A 17,894-nucleotide genomic window follows, 5' to 3' on the forward strand; every position below is an offset into this window, starting at 1 on the left:
ATGCTTTCTCCGTTGATTGCTTAGTCGTCTTCCACGCGGGCGCGGAATCTCAGGTCGATCTGGCGGATCGCGCCGCCAGTTCCCGTGCGTCGGGCGTTGGCGCGCTCGAACCACAGCCCCACCAGATGGCCCCGGTCCAAACTCAGCGCCGCACCTTCCAGTGCGTCACAAACCGCGCCGGCCAGCGTCTTGGCCGCGCCAAAGCCTGCCGCCTCGGACACCACCGAGACCGTGAAGCGATGCACAGCCCCCGCGGTTGCGCGGTCCGAGGCCTCTCGCACCTCTTCCGGGCCCAAAGTCACGTAGGTTTGCGGCATGGTCCCGGCAGGCACCGCGTCATAGATCGCCCCGCCCGACAACGTGCTGACCTGCGCGTCGCCTGAAAGCTGTTGAAACACTGCCGCCTGCAAAGCGGCTGAAACGCCATAGCTCATGCCGCCACCTCTTCATCTGCAAAACAGGTCAGGTACTGGCCGCGCGGGTCGCGCTCGGCGACCGCGCGGATCACGAACCGGCGGCCACCTTCGCGGAACCGCTGTTCCGGAGCGGGCCGCATGCTCGACCCCTCGGGCGCGCCTCGCACGACGATCCGGTAGCCAACGCGCGAGACCGAAGCCCCACCGACCGCACGCTCCGCCCCGCTACGCGCCGTCACCTCGGCCCAGAGCGAGCCCAAAGCGGCCCAGGTTTCGGTATAGCCCCCAGCCCCGTCAGCGGTGCGAACCGGCGCCTCCAGCTCCAGCTTGCGGTTCAATCGAGGCGCGTTCATTGCATCACCCCAGCGCCGAAGCGCACCATGCGATAGCGTTGGATCAGGCTGGTCACACCGAAGGGCATGCACCCAGCGCCCAAGGCTGTTTCGTCGCGATACTCGTAGTAGTGCGCCGCCAACAGCAAAACCGCCTGCCCCAGATCGGCGGGCAATCCGCCCCAATCTGCGGCCATGCCCGCCGTGAAGGCGATCTTTACCGATCCGCCGGACTGGATTTTCGGCAAACAAGACCCCGCCGCTCGCACCCGAGGGCGCTGCGCATCCCGCTCCAACCGATACGTCGCACTGTCCGCCACGGTCTCAGCGCCCAGCGCATCCGTCAGCGTCACAGCACCAACTGAAACCACCGGGGCCACCGGCAGAGTTTCGCTTTCCGGATCGCGCCAGCCGTTCAGGCTCCACGAAAACTCCCGCTCGATCAGCACCTTGCCAGTGCGCGCCTCGATCGCTGCAATCGCTGCACGCAGAAAACCGGTCAGAACCTCATCCTGCGTATCACCCTCGGCGAACCCCGTGCCCAGCCGCAGATGGGCCTTGAACTGATCCACCGGCAGAGCCGCATCCGCGATAGCGGTTTCTTCGATCAACATCATCCATTCACTCCGCAATCTCGGACCCCTCCGGGGCCGTATCCTTGAAAATGACGGGCACGCGCCGCCCCACGTTGCTCGGACGGAGGGGAGCAGCTAGACAACGCGGGGGATCTCACCCCGGCCCGCGCCCGCCGCCCGAAGGGCCATAAAGCCCCCCGGATTCAGCCCGCTTTAGGCGGTGCCGAATTTCACCAGTTTGATCGCAGCAAAATCGCTCACATCACCACCCACACGTTTGGTCGCGTAGAACAGAACATGCGGCTTGGCGCTGAACGGGTCGCGAAGGACGCGCAGATCGGGGCGCTCAGCAATGGTGTAACCTGCCTGGAAATCGCCAAAGGCAATCGAGAAGCTGTCAGTCGACGCGTCCGGCATGTCCTCGGCGATCAGCACGGGATAGCCCATCAGACGCGCAGGCTCACCTGCGGCCAGACCATCGGACCACAGGAAGCGTCCATCGCTATCCTTAAGCTTGCGGATCAGACCAGCGGTTTTCGAGTTCATCACGAAGGTGCCGTTCACGCGGTACTGCGCGCCCAGCGCATAGACCACATCCACGATCGCGTCCGCATCGACGCCACCCGCCGTGCCGGTCGCAACGTAGCCCAGATTGCCCCAGGCCCAGACGTCATTTTCGACAGCCGGGTGGTCAAGAATACCCTTGGGCTTGTCCGCCCCGTCACCCCCGATAAACGCGGCCGCCTCGGCGCGGGCGAATTTGTCGGCGATACGGCCAGCCAGCCAACCCTCGACATCAAAGGCACTATCATCCAGCAGACGTTGCGAGGCCTTGGGCAGCGCGCTCAGCTCGTGCAGCGGGATCGAGATGCGGTCGATGGACGGCGTCGCGGTCTCAGTGGTGGCCGAGGCCTCATCGGCCCAACCCGCACCCACATCGGTGTGGTCGATCAGCACGTCGAACGAGTTCGCCTCAACATTCACCACCGACGCAATCGAGCGGATCGAAGCGGTCGAGTTCAGAACCGACTTGATCGTCTCTGCGGTCTGCGGATCAACCAGATAACCGCCATCGCTGTTCACCGCGCTCGACAGAGATTTCGACTCCATCTCCAGCCCGCGCAGCCCGTCATCCTCGCCCGAACGCACATAGGCGTCGAAAGCCTTCTGATGTGGTGCGCCGTCCTCGATCGAGGCCGCAAGATGCGGGCGTGCCGCGATGGTTGATTTACGATCCAGCATGGTCAGTCGCTCTTCTGTCTGTTGCAGTTGGGTTTTAACTTCAGCCTTGAGGCCCTTGAATTCATTCACGAAGCCAGCCATCGCCTGCTTCACCTCCTGAACCAGGGGCGCACCCTCTCCGGTCAAGGCCGGGGTTTCGGTCTTGCTCATCAGCACTTCCTTTTTGTGTGGGATTGAGGCGCGCTAGGTCCGCGCCAGCTCCTGCCGGGCGTCGTCGAACACCTCGGCAATACTGCGCCAGGTGTTCTCGGCCTCAGGGTCCACGCCCTTCGCCGCCACCCGCGCACTGGGCAGCATCGGGAACGTCACCAAGGACACTTCCCAAAGCTCCAGTTCAGTCAGGACCCGCTGGCCCTTGTCATTCTTCACGGCCCGCTTGGTACGATAACCGATCGACAGGCCATCCATCGCGCCCGCCCGGATCAGTTCCGCCGCCTCACGGCCCTTTTGTGTGGCCTCCAGCAGATGTCCTTTGACCCAAAGGCCACGGTCGTCCTCGAGGACCTCGTCCCAGACACCGATGGGCTGCGCCGGATCGTGCTGCCACAGCATCTTGACCCGCTGCCCAGCCTTTGCCAGCCCGTCGAGCGAGCCGCGATACGCCCCGCGCTGCACCACATCGCTGCCCTGATCGACCTGCCCGAACAGGCTGGCATAGCCTTCGATCACAGCGTCGTCGGTGACCGACAACCCGTCACCGAACCGGGCGAATTTATGCTCTAAATCCATGAACTTCTCCATGTAACCTACTGAACTCATGGCGTTACCACCAAGATGGATTGAAACGCCTGCGCCAGGATCACCGCGACCACGCCATAGACCGTCAGCCACAACCGGCGCTCCAGCCGCTCCATCATCTCTTCGATCTGATCCAGTCGCCTGCACAGATGCGCATGCTGGATCTCGGCCACCCGTTCATGCGCGGCCAGACGCAGGCCCGGCGCGCATTCGAACGGAGGATACCCGTCAGACATCCGCACGCTCCGGCAAGCCCAGCAAGGCCCGCTTTTCGGCATCGCTCAGGAAATCGGCCCCGTTGACCCGCACCCATTGCGCATCGCGTTCCGCCGACAGCGCAGGCACCTGATCCAGATCGGGTTTCAGCATCAGATCCTCGCCGGTAAAGCCTACCAGCCATTCTGACACCGCCGCCGCCACCCGCGTCACCAGAGGCAGCACGGTCAGGCGATAAAACGCCCGGTTGGCTTCCTGATAGTTCGAATAGGTCGCGTCCCCCTGGATCCCCAGCAGCATTGGCGGGACCCCAAAGGCCAGCGCGATCTCGCGGGCAGCGGCTTCTTTGGTCTTCTGAAACTCCATATCGGAGGGAGAGAACCCCATTGGTTTCCAATCCAGCCCCCCTTCCAGAACCATCGGGCGGCCTGCATTGCGCGCCCCGCGATAGTTCTGCTCAATCTCATCGGACAAACGCCGGAACTGATCCTCGGCCATCACCCCATGGCCGTCGCCCTTCCACACCAGCGCCCCAGAAGGCCGCGCCGCATTATCCAGCAGCGATTTTGACCACCTCGACGCGCTGTTATGCACATCAATCGCCATCGCCGCCGCCTGCATCGGCGAGAACCCATAATGATCATCCTGAGGGTGGAACGACTTGATATGACAGATGTTTTCCGCCGCAAATCGGTGCTTCTTGCCACCGACCGCATAGTCATACGCCTTGGGCCACCCATCCGCGCCCGGCACCACGCTCATCCGGTCCGAGCGCAAGACATGCAGTTCAACCGGCAAGCTCTCGTCTGTCTGCACCGCCTCAACATAGGCATTGCCCGACAGCAGCAACTGCCCGAACAAGGCTTCCATCAATTCCGCCCGCCCCTGCGCCGCATTTGGACGGCGCATCAGCGACAGGATCGGATGCGTATCAAACCGCTGCGCCTGATCCTGCAATACCAGAGGCAGAGCCGCCGCCGCCTCGGCAATCAGCTTGACGGATCGAAACCCCACCGGGTTCCCCGAAAATCCCGTCCGCGTCAGCGACACCGCATCCCGAGGGCTCCACGCCACGCGCCCGCCCGTCTGCCAAGCCACCACGGGGCCAGCCGCGCTCGCCTTCGCCTCGGGCGCTCCACGACGCAAGAAATCGAATACCATCTGTGCTCCTTTCTGCCGCCGTTGTGTCCGGCTTGTTGAAAGGAGTTATTACGGAAAGAAGTTTAAAGCTTGGGAATGGAGCGCGCGGAGGGAGAGCAACACAAGCACCCAAAATCATCTGTGGCCTGAGTAGTAGACAGAATTGGTGACGAGCCTGATACTCTATTGAGGCAACCTTTGTTACTTTTGGATGACCATTTCAAATTTGCGCAGCTTTATGGATCGGGAAGGAAAGCAATATGTTCAACGAGGCAGTGAAAAATGGTGGCGTCGCGGTTGTTACCGGGGCAGCACGTGGGGTCGGGCGCGCTGCGGCACTACGGTTTGCGCACGCGGGTTTGGGCGTCGTTCTGGCAGATCTACCCGGAGCACAACTTGACGCAACAGTTCAAGAAGCACGTCAATTGGCCTCCGCTAACGCACCTATTGAAGGCATACCGACTGATGTAACATCAGATGAAGAGGTAAACAGACTTGCCGATCTCGCATTTGAGATCGGTCCAATTGCTGCTTTGATGAACAACGCGGGGATTAGTCTGCCGACAACCGCTTGGTCGGAAATGGAAAACTGGCAGCGGCTTTTGCAGGTGAATTTTTTCGGCGTTCTACGAGGTGTGCAGGCCTTTATGCCTCGCATGGTCGAAGCGAACCGCCCTGCTTTAGTCATAAATACCGGCTCGAAACAGGGTATTACAACACCGCCGGGCAACCCCGGCTATAATGTCACCAAGGCCGCGGTCAAAGTGCTCAGCGAACAATTGGCTCATGAGTTGCGAGAAGCCGGAGCGCCAATTTCTGTTCACTTGTTTGTGCCAGGTTTTACATACACTGGTATGATTGCGTCTTTCCTCCCGGAAAAACCGCCCGCGGCTTGGACCAGTGAACAAACAGTTGATCACTTGTTCAGTCGAATGGCCAACGGTGATTTTTATATCCTTTGCCCGGACAACGATGTCGACGAGACACGCGACCGACGTCGAGCACAATGGGCTATTCAAGACATTACCGAAAACCGCCCTCCACTCTCTCGCTGGCACCCCGATTACGCAGAAGCATTTGCTAAATTCGAGAAAACTGGTGAGCAATAAATAAAGGCACCACGCCCGAGGCCGCCGATACGCCCTCGCAGACCCCACAACCAACTCATGCGGCGCCCAGACCAGCGCGTCGACCCGGTCGCGTGAGCCCTGCTCTGAACCCAACATGGCCAATTGTAAGAATTAGCCGCTCGTTGAACTTTGAACCAAATTCCTTTTCAGTCGCAGCCAAAGTCTTTTGAATTCATGCCAGAGATGTTGTTTGCGTCTCACTTGCCCCCCACGTGCGCTTCGAGTGCAAGAGGCAACACAATGAATGAAAATGACCCTATCCCGTCCATCTACTACGATGCGCACGATATCTGGACAAACGAACCTACCGCTGCTGACAAACACGTCTACGAGGCGTTTGCGTCAAGTGTAGTCAATCTTGTGCAGGTGCTTGATGACTACAAAACAATGATGTCACCGGATGTCTATGCAAGGCTGTTTTCTTCGCTGTTGGCGTTGTCCCGATTGCTCGGTGAATATGAGGATAGTTGGAGCCAAGGGAAGCCGATGTCCTGAGCCTGAGTGCTTCCAACAAGGGATCAGTCCGCTATGCAAAATGTGATTGATGGCAAGCAAACTTCTTAGAGTTCACAAACTCCGCACCCTTGGACGCCGATACACTCCCGCCGGTCTCACAACCAACTCATGCAGCGCCCAGACCAAAGCGTCGACGCGGTCGGGTGAGCCCTGCCCCTCGAACCCGCGCGCGGTCATCTGGCACATCTGCTCTTCCAGCGCGTCCAGCCCGGCCACATGGCTCACCCGCCCTTGCTCGTACAGAGCCGCCACAGGCTCGGCCCTCGCGACCTTACCGCGAGAGGCTCGCACAGCGCGGAACGGGACCAGAGGGTCCACCTGCCGCACGACTTCCTCGACCAGTTGCCCGCCCTGATTGACCTCGGCCACCAACCGCTCGGCCCCAAATTCATCCATCGCGTCAATCGCCGCCTGCGTCCAGCCCGCCGGGCCGACGCCCTGCACCGTCCGGTCGGCCAGCACATAGGCGCGCCACTCCTCCGGCGGACCTTGTAGTTGTGCGCCCGCGACCACGATCCCACAGGCATCCGCATCCGATTCCGCCGTTACCGCCGGGTCCAGCGCTACGACCACCCGGTCCAGTTCGGGCAGATGCGCGCAACGTGCTGCTTCCAACATCGAACCCGTCCACAACGCCCCCTCGGCATCCGACAACAGCACCCCGTCCAACTCCTGCCGCCCCAGCCGCGTACCTGCGTAGCGCGCGCGCACCTCCTCGAGGAAGGACGCGGCCAGATTGGCCCGGTTCGCCTCGGTCGGCGCGTGGGTTTGAACGGTGGATGGAGACGCCAGCAACTCTTTCAGAACCTTCACATTGCGCGGTGTGGTCGTCACGCAAACCCGAGGCTGATCCCCCAAACGCAAGGCAAATTGCAGCATATCCCAGGTCTCACCGGCCTTCTTCCATTTGGCCAACTCATCCACCCAGGCGGCATCGAACTGAGGGCCGCGCAACCCCTCGGGATCATGCGCTGAAAACGCCTGCGCCTCGGCCCCGTTGGGCCAGATCAACTTGCGCTCCGAAGCCTTCCACGTGGGCCGTCGATCGGGCGGGGAGCATTGCAAAATCCCGCTATCGCCGAAAATCATCACATCGCGCACTTGATCAAAGGTCTCACCCACCAACGCCACACGAGACGCCGCGCCCTTGTCCAAAGGCTTGGGCCCTTCGACCATCGACCGCACCCATTCAGAGCCCGCGCGCGTCTTACCAGCCCCGCGCCCGCCCATGATCACCCAGGACCGCCAGTCGCCATCGGGCGGAAGCTGATGCGGCAGCGCCCAGAACTCGAACAGGAAAGGGAGGGCACAAAGCCCCCCCTCCCCGATCTCACTCAGAAATCTGTCCTGCACCGCAACAGGTGCGGAGGCGAGCCAGCCTGCACCCGACCTCAAACCGAGCCCGGTCAAGGTCGAGTGCGTATCCCCCTTGGGCAATTCCGGCTTGTCTGTGATGTTGTTCGACAAAGCTTGTCTCCACTTTCTGACAACTGCGGATCAGCCCCTCTAGCTGGCCGAGTTGCTTGCCTGTTCCGGCAAGGTCTGCATCCTCCCCGGCTCCGATCTGCTGGTGCAATTCTTCCGCTGCATGGCGCAGATCGCGAATGGACCTCTCGAGCGACTGCAACAAGTCAGCCGTTTGGGAAATCCGTTCTTCCGGGGTAATCAAAGTCATGTTTGCCTGTGACCTCATGCGTGAGTTTTCTCCGCACGAGAGAAACGAAAAAACGGCCGCCGGGTTGCCCCGGGGCCGTTGCCCACTTCTTCTAGCATGGCACAACTTATAGGAGAATAAGTGCGCAGTGTCAAGTTGGGGCGCAACGGGCCGCAACACCTAAGCCGTTCTGTTTATTAAACTTTTTATAACCCTCCGCGAGCGTTGTCCTGCGCGAACCACCTTTTCGAAAGAAAATACCCCCAAATACAGCCTGCATACCCAGATTAAACACAGACTTATTCCTCAATTTCGTTTCCGGTTTTGAGAAAAAGAAGGATTCATATCCTCATTTGTGCTATTTTGACCATTATGCCCATCATTTTGTGAGCATGATTCAACCTAGAACGAAGTTGTTTATTTTTTGGAGTAGTTATGTCACGCCAACCCCATGGGCTTAGCCGATATGAAACGCTGGTAAAAGAATGCGCGGATACCCCACGCCCACCGCTGCCGGATACGTTTGGACGAATTGGGCATCGCAACCCTCTCTCAGGTATCGCCCCAGGCGGTGAGTCCTTTGATACCGCTGATGTCCTCGCCGCGTTTGATGCAGCGGTCGACTCAATGAAAGATACCAATGACCCACAGGGGCATGACGTCGCCGCCGGCATGACTTTCTTCGGTCAATTCGTTGACCACGATGTAACGCTGGACGCGACCTCAGCCATTGGGACAGTTATTGATCCAGCCACCATTCGCAATATCCGCACCCCGACACTGGACCTCGATTGCGTTTACGGTGATGGCCCCGAAGCATCGCCGCACCTTTATCACCCGGACCATCACGGTTTCCTTCTTTTTGGCAACGCTGACAATCATCTCGATCTTGCCCGAACCAAGCAAGGTACAGCGCTGATTGGCGATCCTCGTAACGACGAAAACCAAATCGTTTCGCAATTGCAGGGCGCTTTTATCTGCTTACACAACATCGTCATGACAGCCTTGGAGGCAGACAGTGGCATGGCGCGCAAAGCCTTGTCCGGCATCTCAGCGGCAGCCATGCATACCTTCAAGAAAAGCGAGGAGCCTTTCCAGGTTGCACGCCGTATTTGTCGGCTGCACTATCAATATCTCGTAGCCCATGATTTGCTTCAGGCATTCGTCGACGCCCACACTCTAAAACATGTGCGCGATCATCTCGAAGGCGGGACACTTCCAAAGCCTTTCAAAGATGACTCTCCGGTTATGCCGATAGAATTCTCCGGCGCTGCTTACCGCTTCGGACACGCAACAGTGCAATCCAAATACCAACTCAATCATGACAATCTGGATTTCGACCTGTTCCAGTTAGGACGGCCCGAGTTCTCCTTCCGGTCGTCAGACCTGAACATTCATTTCGAGAAATTGTTCGACTATCCCGGTCAAACTGCAGGCAAGCGTGCGCGTCCCATTGGGCGCAAAATGGCGCAATCCATTTTCGCGCTCCCCTTCATCAGCGGCACGGCCGATATCGGCGGCGCCACAATGACCGAGGATCAGAACCGCAAACTTCCTTTGCGCAACCTGCTGCGCGACCGCCTCACGTTGGAGCTTGCCTCAGGTCAACAAATGGCGCGTAAGATGCATGTGCCCGAACTTGCGGCTCCGCCTGAGCTGTCAGACCACGGCGTCACTAAAACACCGCTGTGGTATTACTGTCTGCAAGAGGCCGAAGGTCATGGCGGTCGACTTGGGCCGGTGGGCGGCACGATCGTCGCGACGGTGTTGCTGCGGCTTCTGTATCTTGACCCGGAAAGCCTTGTCTGCTCGACCCATGACTTTAAGCCGTGGAAAGAACTTGGCGCAGATGACGACGGAACGTATTCGATGGGGCATATGCTGAAATTCGTTGAAGCCAATCGCGATAGCATCGCCCATGCGGGGGATCTTCGCACCTAAACTTACCCTGCCCTGATCCGATAAGCCGGATCAGGGTTTTCCCAAGACCAAGGAACTATCACTGACAAGCCTTGACAATTCAGTTGCCACGCATCATGTGCCTCTGACCAGCGCTGACGCGTGAGCCTCGGCGGGCACCATCTGCCCCACAGCGCCACAGATTTTTCCAGTTCCCCATCACGCAGGGTTCTTAACGCGACGACCAGATAGAGCAGGATTCGCCTGCCTGTCCCGAGGTCCCGCTTGACCCTATCGGTCGCGAATGCGGCCCATCACGACTTGCCCGTTGGCGAATGCTGCGGGCGGCAAAGGATAAATATTGTTCGACTTCGATATGCTGGGCCTTGCACCAGCGCTCAACGATGCACTGAAAAGTGCGAATTTCTCACAGCCCACGCCAATCCAGAACCAGGCGATCCCGCTGGCTCTAAACGGGCATGATATTCTGGGGCTGGCGCAGACCGGTACCGGCAAAACGCTGGCCTTTGGCCTGCCTTTGATTGATCACCTGCTAAACCAACCCGGCAAACCTGCGCCCAAAACGGCCAAGGCTCTGATCCTCGCGCCAACGCGCGAGCTTGTGAACCAGATTGCCGACAGCCTGCGCGTTCTAACCGGCAAGACCAAACTGCGCGTGGCAACTGTTGTGGGTGGTCAGTCCATCAACAAACAGATCGCCTTTCTGGGCCGCGGCACAGATATTCTGGTGGCCACGCCAGGGCGTCTAATCGACCTGATGGAGCGGAAGGCCGTCGACCTTGGGTCGGTTCGCCACCTTGTTCTGGACGAAGCCGACCAGATGCTGGATCTTGGCTTCATCCACGCGCTGCGCAAAATCGCGCCTGCTCTAGGCACACCGCGTCAGACCATGCTGTTCTCGGCCACGATGCCGAAGCAGATGGAGGAGATCAGCCGCGCCTATCTCACCAATCCCCAGCGGGTGCAGGTCTCGCCTCCGGGTAAAGCGGCGGACAAGATCACGCAGTCGGTTCACTTCGTCACTAAACCCGAGAAGCCCGGCAAACTGCGTGAGATCCTGTCGCAGGACACCGACGCGCTGACCCTTGTCTTCTCGCGCACCAAACACGGGGCCGAGAAGCTGATGAAGGGGTTGGTCGCCGATGGCTACAACGCCGCCTCGATCCACGGCAACAAAAGCCAGGGACAGCGTGACCGCGCCATCAAGGCCTTCCGTGCCGGTGAAATCAACGTGCTGGTCGCAACAGATGTCGCCGCGCGTGGGATCGACATTCCCGGCGTCGCCTATGTGATCAACTACGACCTGCCTGAGGTGCCCGACAACTATGTCCACCGCATTGGCCGCACCGCGCGCGCCGGTCGCGAGGGTGAGGCAATTGCCTTCTGCTCGGCGGAAGAGGTCGACCTGCTGCGTCAAATCCAAAGACTGATGAAGATCGACATCCCGGTCGCCAGCGGCACACAGCCCGAACCTGTTGAAGCTGAACGCGGCGGGCGTCGCCAGAACAACCGGCGTTTCAAGCCGAGACCGGCGAACGGAGGTGCGAAACCCGGGCAAAACAAGCGCCGGCGCCCTCGTCGCAAACCCGCAGCCTGACCTAAAAAAACAGCGCCGAAAGCGGCGCTGTTTTTCGTTTTGGCTTAGTTGCCCGAGTTTCGTTCGGCCTCAATCTCGCGCCATTTCGCGACATTGCGGTTATGTTCCTGCAGCGTCTCGGCAAAGGCGTGACCTCCGGTGCCATCCGCAACAAAGAAAACGTAGTTCGTGTTGTCGGGCGCAACGGCTGCTTCGAGACTCGCCAGACCGGGGTTGGCGATCGGGGTCGGTGGCAGCCCGTCGATCTGATAGGTGTTCCAAGGTGTTGGCCGGTTCAGCTCGCTGCGCCTTAGGCCACGTCCCAACGTTCCCTGCCCCTTGGTGACGCCGTAGATAACCGTCGGGTCTGTCTGCAGGCGCATGCCCTGATTCAGACGGTTCACGAAGACGCTGGCGACCTGGCCCCGCTCTCCGGGAACGCCCGTTTCTTTTTCGATGATCGAGGCAAGGATCAGCATTTCCTCAGGGCTTTCCAGCGGCAAACCCTCTTGGCGGTTTTCCCAGGCAGCATTGATCCGAAGCTGTTGTTTGTCCTGCATCGCTTTCAGGATGTCGTTGCGGTCCTGACCGGCAGCGACATCGTAGCTGTCTGGCGCAAGCGAGCCTTCTGCGGGGATTTCGGAAATCTCACCGCTCAGCGCTTCAAAACTCTTCAATGCCTCAACCACCTGCCATGAGGTCACGCCTTCTGCGAGTGAAACACGATAGCGTGTGTCTGCCTCTTGGCGCTTCGCCTGATAGGCCGCCGGGGTTTCTTCCTCGGCCATGTCAAACTCGGCGATTTCGTCGAATTCCAGCGTGGCTGGGTTTAATTCGCGCACGCGTGTCTGGGCGCGGGTCACGCCGATGCGATATTCGATCTCCGAGCCGCAGGTGCTCGCGCCACTGCTGGTGATCTCGTAGATGATCTGCTCCATCGACGCGCCTTCACGCACCAAAAAGCTGCCTGCTTTCAACTGCTGCGCCCGGTCGGTGTAGTCGGCGGCCATGCGAAAGATCGTGGCGTTGGTGATCGCGCCCTGATCCTCAAGCTCGCGGCTGACCCGCGTCATGTTCGAACCGCTTTCCACCCGCAGGCAGATCGCGGTTTTCAGCGGGCCTTCTGACTGATACTGGGTCTGGCCCCAAAGGATCAGACCGCCCACCAGAAACAGGCCGACCACCAGGATGGTCAGCGCGTTCGATGCAATGGCCCGCCACATTTAACTGGCCTTTCCGAAGATCACGCTGGCATTGGTGCCGCCGAACCCGAACGAGTTCGACAGGGCCACGTTGATCTCTCGCTCTCGTTTTTCGTTCGGAGCCAGATCAATCGGCGTTTCAACCGCCGGATTGTCGAGGTTGATAGTTGGAGGAGCCACCTGATCGCGGATCGCAAGGATCGAAAAGATCGCCTCAATCGCGCCCGCAGCCCCCAGCAAGTGGCCGGTGGCAGACTTGGTCGAAGTCATGGTGGCATTCGCTGCATGGTCACCCAACAGACGCTCAACAGCACCCAATTCGATTGTATCCGCCATGGTCGAGGTGCCATGCGCGTTGATGTAATCCAGATCTTTCGGCTCCAGCCCAGCGCTGCGCAGAGCGGCTTTCATCGAACGCTCAGCCCCGTCGCCATCTTCCGACGGTGCGGTGATGTGATACGCGTCGCCCGACATTCCGTAGCCCAGAACCTCGGCATAGATCTTCGCGCCACGTGCTTTGGCGTGTTCGTATTCTTCCAGAATGACGATGCCTGCGCCTTCACCCATGACAAAACCATCGCGGTCAACGTCGTAGGGGCGGCTGGCTTTCTTCGGATCGTCTGCATACTTAGTCGACAACGCCTTACAGGCGTTGAAACCCGCGATGCCGATCTCGCAGATGCAGCCCTCACCGCCACCGGCCACCATGACATCGGCGTCGCCTGCGCGGATGATGCGGCTGGCGTCCCCAATCGCATGGGCACCAGTCGAACACGCAGTCACGACCGAGTGGTTCGGTCCCTTGAACCCAAACCGGATCGACACCTGACCGGACGCCAGGTTGATCAGTGCGCCGGGAATAAAGAAGGGCGACACGCGGCGCGGACCCTTGTCACGGATCAGATTGGCCGTATCCGCAATCGAGCCCAGCCCACCAATGCCCGAGCCGATCAAAACGCCAGTGCGCAGGCGATCTTCCTCACCCTCAGGGGTCCAGCCCGCATCCTTGCACGCCATCTCCGCTGCGGCGATCGAGTACAGGATGAAGTCTTCGATCTTGCGCTGTTCTTTCGGAGGCATCCAGTCATCGGGGTTGAACGTTCCGTTTGTTCCGTCCCCACGCGGCACCTCGCAGGCATAGGTCGTGGTGACCCCGCTTGCCTCGGCATCGAAATGTGTTATTGGCCCTGCGCCGGACTCTCCGTCCAGCAGACGCGACCAGGTTTCCTCGACTCCGCTGGCCAAAGGAGTGACCAACCCCAGACCGGTTACGACGACTCTGCGCATGAAGTGCCTCTTGCCTGCTTACTGTTATGCGAACCGCTCATACCCCGGCCCGGGGTGCGGGGGCAAGGGCCACGCTACATTCCCCGTCTGCATCTTGCGGTTTCAGCTTGATTTTGGGCGATCCTGCGCCTGCCAATCCCCCTCGCCCCGCTGACATCGCAGGGCGAGAGAGTTTCATTTTCGGTACCGTTACTGGAACTGCGCCACTGGCTCATGCGCGCCAGCTGCTACGCCCAGAGCGTCGGACAGATCGACTGTTTTCCGGAACAATGCTCTGCCGACAATCGCGCCTGCAATGTTGGGGATGTAGGACAGGCGAGAGATATCGTCCGCAGTACGAACTACGCCGCTGGCAATGACCGGCGTCCGAGAATGCTGCGCCACGCCAGAGATCAGGCCCAGCTGCGCTTCGACATCTTCCATGTCACTGTCGATATCGGTCACGACGATGGCTGCGAAAGGCGTACCTTCGAAGGCGTCAATGAATGCCTCGGGTGTGAACGCGCTTTGGCTGCGCCAACCGTCGGTCATGACAAACCCCTGCCAGACATCGACCGCAAGAACGATCTGATCCGGGTAGAGCTTGGCCAGCTCTTTCACCAAATGGGGGTCCCGCGCCGCAAGCGTCCCGATCACAACGCGGCCTGCGCCCTTGTCGATCCAGTATTCGACCTGCTCACGCGTGCGCATACCCCCAGCCAATTGCACGGGGATCTCGGCCGACCGAATGATCTCTTCCACCAGTTCATGGTTGGTATCACGGCCTTCTACGGCATCGAAGTCAGTCAGATGCATCCACTCAGCCCCGGCCTCGGCCCAACCCCGCGCGGTTTCGACCGGGTTCACATGCCAGATCATCGCATCCTCCAGACGCCCTTTGTCCAAGGTGACGCAGCGACCGTTCTGAAGTTCCATTGTGGGGTAAATTCTCATGAGCTTTCTCCTCCGCTCAAGCGCCCTAAAGTCTCATTGTAACATACACGCTCACATCCGAGCCTGCTGCGACCAGGATCGGCATTGTTTGCGCTGTTTGCGGCATAGCGGCGTGTTGGCGGTATTACGCCCGCGCCGGAGGACCGTTGCGACGAAGCAGATGAACAGGGGTGCCGTTGTACTCGGCCTCGCGCATCACGACATAGCCCAACTTTTTCGCCAGCTTCTGCGACGAAGCGTTGGCTGCGTTTACCATAGCCACCAATCGGCCCGGCATGATCCGATCAAACCAATCATGGGCGGCCTGAGCGGCCTCATATCCCAGACCCAGCCCCTGAGCTTCGGGGGCCAGAACCCAACCGGCTTCGGGATAAGTGTCAAAATCCTCGCCCATCGCACGGTTTCCATAGAAGAAACCGGCCTGACCGATCAGCTTGCGATTCGATTGCTGCAGTACGCCCCATTGCCCGAACCCGGCCATCTGCCAATGCCCTGCATTGCGCAGAAACGAGTCCCAGGCCTCACCGCGCGACCGCGGGGTGCCACCGATATGGCGCGTTACACAAGGGTCACGCCAGATCTCGGCGAACCGTTCAAAATCCTCAGGGCGCATCGCACAGAGTGTCAGACGCGCCGTATTTATCATCGGGGTGGATCTTATCATGTCCTGCCCACCTTGAATTGTGCCTCAGTGGAAACAGTGCGAATCGAAATCGCCTCGTGCAACCCTGAATTTAACGCAGGCACAAAAAAGCGGCGCCTCCGTTGCCCGGAAGCGCCGCTTTTCTATCAGTACGATACGCTTAGGACGCTTCGCTGATGAATTTGACGGCGTCGCCAAAGGTCTGGATGGTCTCGGCTGCGTCATCGGGAATCTCGATGCCGAACTCTTCTTCGAAGGCCATGACCAGTTCAACGGTGTCCAGGCTGTCTGCGCCCAGGTCGTCGATGAACGAAGCGTTTTCCGCTACTTTGTCTTCTTCAACACCCAGGTGTTCAACAACGATCTTCTTCACGCGATCTGCGACGTCGCTCATGTCTATTCCTCATTCTTTCTTCAGGGCGATCCGCCCGGTTCTGCCCTTGCCCGCTCGGGATGGACTTGTTTTGCCCGTTCCGGGCGGTTTGGCTCCCGGCTGTCCGGGAAAGTCGAGGGCCGACCAAAACGACCGGCCCCAGCATGGATGCGCCGCCTATAGCATAGTCGACGCGCAAGGCAAACGCTTTCGCACCGCCTTGGTTGCGGTCACAACATGGCCATGCCGCCGTTCACATGCAAGGTTGTTCCGGTCACGTATCCGGCCTCGGGGCTGGACAGGTACAGAACGGCTGCCGCAATTTCCTCAGGGTCACCCATGCGACCGGCCGGAACTTTCAGCAACAAACCTTTTTTCTGCTCGTCCGTCAGCTTTTCCGTCATCGCCGTCGTGATAAAGCCAGGGGCCACTGCGTTCACGGTAATTCCGCGCGTCGCAACCTCATGGGCCAGCGCTTTCGAGAACCCGATCATCCCCGCCTTTGAGGCCGCGTAGTTCGCCTGCCCCGGATTGCCGATCGCCGCAACCACGGATGAGACATTAACGATCCGACCCCAGCGCGCCTTCATCATGCCCCGGATCACGCCTTTGCACAGCTTCATGGTCGAGGTCATGTTGACGTCAATCACGCTCTGCCATTCCTCGTCGGACATGCGCATGAACAGGTTGTCACGTGTGATACCCGCGTTGTTGACCAGGATATCGACCGAACCCATCGCTTCAGCTGCCTGCTTCGGCAGGGCCTCGACGGCTTCGGAGTCGCTCAGGTTGCACGGCAGCACGTGGGCGCGTTCGCCCAGTTCGTCAGCCAGTTTCTGCAGCGGTTCAACCCGCGTGCCGGACAGACCGACCGAGGCACCCGCGCCGTGCAGAGCCCGTGCGATATCGCCTCCGATACCACCCGAAGCACCAGTGATCAGCGCGTTCTTACCTGTCAAATCAAACATTCTATTTCCCTCGTGAGGCGCCCCGAAGGCCGCGTTCTATGCTTACGATTCGGCCTGTACGACCTTTTGAACATCCTCGGGCGTGCCGACGGCCTTGCCCGCAATTGCCCGGTCAATCTTGCGGATCATACCAGACAGAGCCTTGCCGGCGCCAATTTCCCATGTCTCGGTGACACCTTGCGCTGCCATATATTGCACACTTTCCCGCCACCGGACCGAGCCTGTGACCTGCTCGACCAGCAATTGGCGGATCACACCCGGATCTGTGACCGCCTCGGCCCGCACATTGGCGATCAGCGGAACGGCCGGCGCCTTGATCTCAACCGCGGCCAGTGCCTCGGCCATCACATCCGCGGCGGGTTGCATCAGCGCGCAATGGAACGGAGCGCTGACTGGCAGCATAACTGCACGCTTTGCGCCCTTTTCCTTGGCAATCTCAGCCGCGCGTTCCACGGCAGCTTTTGCGCCGGACACCACAACCTGAGTCGGATCGTTGTCATTGGCCGCCTGACAAACCTCACCCTGCGCAGCTTCTTCGGCAACTTCGCGCACGGCCTCAAGGTCCAGCCCCAAGATCGCGGCCATCGCACCTTCGCCCACCGGAACGGCGCTTTGCATGGCTTGCCCACGGGTCCGCAACAGGCGAGCGGTATCAGCCACCGTCAACGCACCAGCCGCAGCCAGCGCGGAATACTCACCCAATGAATGCCCGGCCACAAAGGCAGCATCGGTGACCGAAACGCCTTCGGCCTCAAGCGCGCGCATCGCCGCCATCGAGGTCGCCATCAGCGCCGGTTGTGCGTTCTGTGTCAGGGTCAGATCGGCAATTTCACCTTCCCAGATCAACTGGCTCAGCTTTTCGCCAAGCGCGTCGTCCACCTCGTCAAAGATAGCCTGAGCTGCCGGGTATGCCTCGGCCAGAGCCTTGCCCATGCCGATGGTCTGGGCACCCTGCCCTGGGAAAACGAACGCGCGTGTCATTGCAACCTCTTGGATGACGTTAGGTTGCGGCGGGGTGTAAACCGTGTGAGGA

At 59.9% G+C, this 17,894-nt stretch carries 19 protein-coding genes; 4 read left to right on the forward strand and 15 right to left on the reverse strand.

Translation table 11 applies throughout. The annotated features are described in order from the left end of the window. Positions 1–20: 20 nt before the first annotated feature. From ACR0J4_RS08295 to ACR0J4_RS08325, 7 genes are all read right to left on the reverse strand, one after another. Positions 21–434 carry a DUF3168 domain-containing protein gene (locus tag ACR0J4_RS08295; protein WP_170640781.1) on the reverse strand — a complete coding sequence of 138 codons (414 nt, stop codon included), beginning with the start codon at positions 432–434 and terminating at the stop codon, positions 21–23. Then, positions 431–769, reverse strand: a complete 339-nt coding sequence (locus tag ACR0J4_RS08300) for a phage head closure protein (RefSeq protein ID WP_170640783.1) — start codon at positions 767–769, stop codon at positions 431–433. The genes ACR0J4_RS08295 and ACR0J4_RS08300 overlap by 4 nt, the downstream gene beginning before the upstream one ends. Continuing rightward, the gene (locus tag ACR0J4_RS08305; protein WP_170640785.1) at positions 766–1,365 is read right to left on the reverse strand and encodes a head-tail connector protein; all 600 of its coding nucleotides are present in this window, start codon (positions 1,363–1,365) and stop codon (positions 766–768) included. Before ACR0J4_RS08305 ends, ACR0J4_RS08300 begins: the two co-directional genes overlap by 4 nt. Positions 1,366–1,536: 171 nt before the next feature. Next, positions 1,537–2,715 carry a phage major capsid protein gene (locus ACR0J4_RS08310; protein ID WP_170640787.1) on the reverse strand — a complete coding sequence of 393 codons (1,179 nt, stop codon included), beginning with the start codon at positions 2,713–2,715 and terminating at the stop codon, positions 1,537–1,539. A 33-nt stretch (positions 2,716–2,748) separates the two neighbouring features. Further along, entirely contained in the window at positions 2,749–3,324 is a 576-nt protein-coding gene (locus tag ACR0J4_RS08315) for an HK97 family phage prohead protease (RefSeq protein WP_480668362.1), read from the reverse strand. Then, complete coding sequence (locus ACR0J4_RS08320; RefSeq protein WP_170458832.1) at positions 3,321–3,539, reverse strand: GTA head formation protein, RCAP_rcc01685 family; 219 nt, start codon at positions 3,537–3,539, stop codon at positions 3,321–3,323. Before ACR0J4_RS08320 ends, ACR0J4_RS08315 begins: the two co-directional genes overlap by 4 nt. Then, a complete protein-coding gene (locus ACR0J4_RS08325) occupies positions 3,532–4,680 on the reverse strand; it encodes a phage portal protein (RefSeq protein WP_170640789.1) in 1,149 nt (382 codons plus the stop codon). Before ACR0J4_RS08325 ends, ACR0J4_RS08320 begins: the two co-directional genes overlap by 8 nt. Positions 4,681–4,919: 239 nt before the next feature. Here ACR0J4_RS08325 and ACR0J4_RS08330 point away from each other — a divergent pair, with 239 nt between their 5' ends. Together ACR0J4_RS08330 and ACR0J4_RS08335 are read left to right on the forward strand one after the other, a co-directional pair. Then, positions 4,920–5,768, forward strand: a complete 849-nt coding sequence (locus tag ACR0J4_RS08330; RefSeq protein WP_170640791.1) for an SDR family NAD(P)-dependent oxidoreductase — start codon at positions 4,920–4,922, stop codon at positions 5,766–5,768. 261 nt (positions 5,769–6,029) lie between these two features. Beyond that, entirely contained in the window at positions 6,030–6,284 is a 255-nt protein-coding gene (locus ACR0J4_RS08335; RefSeq protein WP_170640794.1) for a hypothetical protein, read from the forward strand. 72 nt (positions 6,285–6,356) lie between these two features. On the opposite strand, the gene ACR0J4_RS08340 is transcribed toward ACR0J4_RS08335, so the two are convergent. Further along, positions 6,357–7,658: a terminase large subunit domain-containing protein gene (locus ACR0J4_RS08340; RefSeq protein WP_170641369.1), complete on the reverse strand. Its 1,302-nt coding sequence runs from the start codon at positions 7,656–7,658 to the stop codon at positions 6,357–6,359. A gap of 736 nt (positions 7,659–8,394) precedes the next feature. Here ACR0J4_RS08340 and ACR0J4_RS08345 point away from each other — a divergent pair. Together ACR0J4_RS08345 and ACR0J4_RS08350 are read left to right on the forward strand one after the other, a co-directional pair. Next, entirely contained in the window at positions 8,395–9,900 is a 1,506-nt protein-coding gene (locus ACR0J4_RS08345) for a peroxidase family protein (protein WP_170640796.1), read from the forward strand. 319 nt (positions 9,901–10,219) lie between these two features. Beyond that, a complete protein-coding gene (locus ACR0J4_RS08350) occupies positions 10,220–11,476 on the forward strand; it encodes a DEAD/DEAH box helicase (protein ID WP_170466142.1) in 1,257 nt (418 codons plus the stop codon). A 44-nt stretch (positions 11,477–11,520) separates the two neighbouring features. On the opposite strand, the gene mltG is transcribed toward ACR0J4_RS08350, so the two are convergent. The 7 genes from mltG to fabD form a co-directional block, all read right to left on the reverse strand. Then, the gene (gene mltG / locus ACR0J4_RS08355; RefSeq protein ID WP_170640798.1) at positions 11,521–12,678 is read right to left on the reverse strand and encodes an endolytic transglycosylase MltG; all 1,158 of its coding nucleotides are present in this window, start codon (positions 12,676–12,678) and stop codon (positions 11,521–11,523) included. Next, positions 12,679–13,944 (reverse strand): beta-ketoacyl-ACP synthase II, encoded by a 1,266-nt coding sequence (gene fabF / locus ACR0J4_RS08360; RefSeq protein WP_170458843.1) that lies wholly within the window; start codon positions 13,942–13,944, stop codon positions 12,679–12,681. A gap of 189 nt (positions 13,945–14,133) precedes the next feature. Then, a complete protein-coding gene (locus ACR0J4_RS08365) occupies positions 14,134–14,877 on the reverse strand; it encodes a 1-(5-phosphoribosyl)-5-[(5-phosphoribosylamino)methylideneamino] imidazole-4-carboxamide isomerase (protein ID WP_170553082.1) in 744 nt (247 codons plus the stop codon). A 124-nt stretch (positions 14,878–15,001) separates the two neighbouring features. Then, positions 15,002–15,541, reverse strand: coding sequence for a GNAT family N-acetyltransferase (locus ACR0J4_RS08370; protein ID WP_170374036.1), 540 nt, complete (start codon positions 15,539–15,541; stop codon positions 15,002–15,004). A 139-nt stretch (positions 15,542–15,680) separates the two neighbouring features. Beyond that, entirely contained in the window at positions 15,681–15,914 is a 234-nt protein-coding gene (locus ACR0J4_RS08375) for an acyl carrier protein (protein WP_008756330.1), read from the reverse strand. 209 nt (positions 15,915–16,123) lie between these two features. Further along, the gene (fabG, locus tag ACR0J4_RS08380; protein ID WP_170374037.1) at positions 16,124–16,861 is read right to left on the reverse strand and encodes a 3-oxoacyl-[acyl-carrier-protein] reductase; all 738 of its coding nucleotides are present in this window, start codon (positions 16,859–16,861) and stop codon (positions 16,124–16,126) included. 42 nt (positions 16,862–16,903) lie between these two features. Further along, positions 16,904–17,842 (reverse strand): ACP S-malonyltransferase, encoded by a 939-nt coding sequence (gene fabD / locus ACR0J4_RS08385; RefSeq protein WP_170640800.1) that lies wholly within the window; start codon positions 17,840–17,842, stop codon positions 16,904–16,906. Between the last annotated feature and the right edge of the window lie 52 nt (positions 17,843–17,894).

The organism is Ruegeria sp. B10 (assembly GCF_056539825.1).

Bases quoted from the DNA above. Each gene is read 5' to 3' on its own strand.
- ACR0J4_RS08295 (WP_170640781.1), bottom strand. From the start codon at position 434: ATGAGCTATGGCGTTTCAGCCGCTTTGCAGGCGGCAGTGTTTCAACAG.
- ACR0J4_RS08300 (WP_170640783.1), bottom strand. From the start codon at position 769: ATGAACGCGCCTCGATTGAACCGCAAGCTGGAGCTGGAGGCGCCGGTT.
- ACR0J4_RS08305 (WP_170640785.1), bottom strand. From the start codon at position 1,365: ATGATGTTGATCGAAGAAACCGCTATCGCGGATGCGGCTCTGCCGGTG.
- ACR0J4_RS08310 (WP_170640787.1), bottom strand. From the start codon at position 2,715: ATGAGCAAGACCGAAACCCCGGCCTTGACCGGAGAGGGTGCGCCCCTG.
- ACR0J4_RS08315 (WP_480668362.1), bottom strand. From the start codon at position 3,324: ATGAGTTCAGTAGGTTACATGGAGAAGTTCATGGATTTAGAGCATAAA.
- ACR0J4_RS08320 (WP_170458832.1), bottom strand. From the start codon at position 3,539: ATGTCTGACGGGTATCCTCCGTTCGAATGCGCGCCGGGCCTGCGTCTG.
- ACR0J4_RS08325 (WP_170640789.1), bottom strand. From the start codon at position 4,680: ATGGTATTCGATTTCTTGCGTCGTGGAGCGCCCGAGGCGAAGGCGAGC.
- ACR0J4_RS08330 (WP_170640791.1), top strand. From the start codon at position 4,920: ATGTTCAACGAGGCAGTGAAAAATGGTGGCGTCGCGGTTGTTACCGGG.
- ACR0J4_RS08335 (WP_170640794.1), top strand. From the start codon at position 6,030: ATGAATGAAAATGACCCTATCCCGTCCATCTACTACGATGCGCACGAT.
- ACR0J4_RS08345 (WP_170640796.1), top strand. From the start codon at position 8,395: ATGTCACGCCAACCCCATGGGCTTAGCCGATATGAAACGCTGGTAAAA.
- mltG (WP_170640798.1), bottom strand. From the start codon at position 12,678: ATGTGGCGGGCCATTGCATCGAACGCGCTGACCATCCTGGTGGTCGGC.
- fabF (WP_170458843.1), bottom strand. From the start codon at position 13,944: ATGCGCAGAGTCGTCGTAACCGGTCTGGGGTTGGTCACTCCTTTGGCC.
- ACR0J4_RS08365 (WP_170553082.1), bottom strand. From the start codon at position 14,877: ATGAGAATTTACCCCACAATGGAACTTCAGAACGGTCGCTGCGTCACC.
- ACR0J4_RS08370 (WP_170374036.1), bottom strand. From the start codon at position 15,541: ATGATAAGATCCACCCCGATGATAAATACGGCGCGTCTGACACTCTGT.
- ACR0J4_RS08375 (WP_008756330.1), bottom strand. From the start codon at position 15,914: ATGAGCGACGTCGCAGATCGCGTGAAGAAGATCGTTGTTGAACACCTG.
- fabG (WP_170374037.1), bottom strand. From the start codon at position 16,861: ATGTTTGATTTGACAGGTAAGAACGCGCTGATCACTGGTGCTTCGGGT.
- fabD (WP_170640800.1), bottom strand. From the start codon at position 17,842: ATGACACGCGCGTTCGTTTTCCCAGGGCAGGGTGCCCAGACCATCGGC.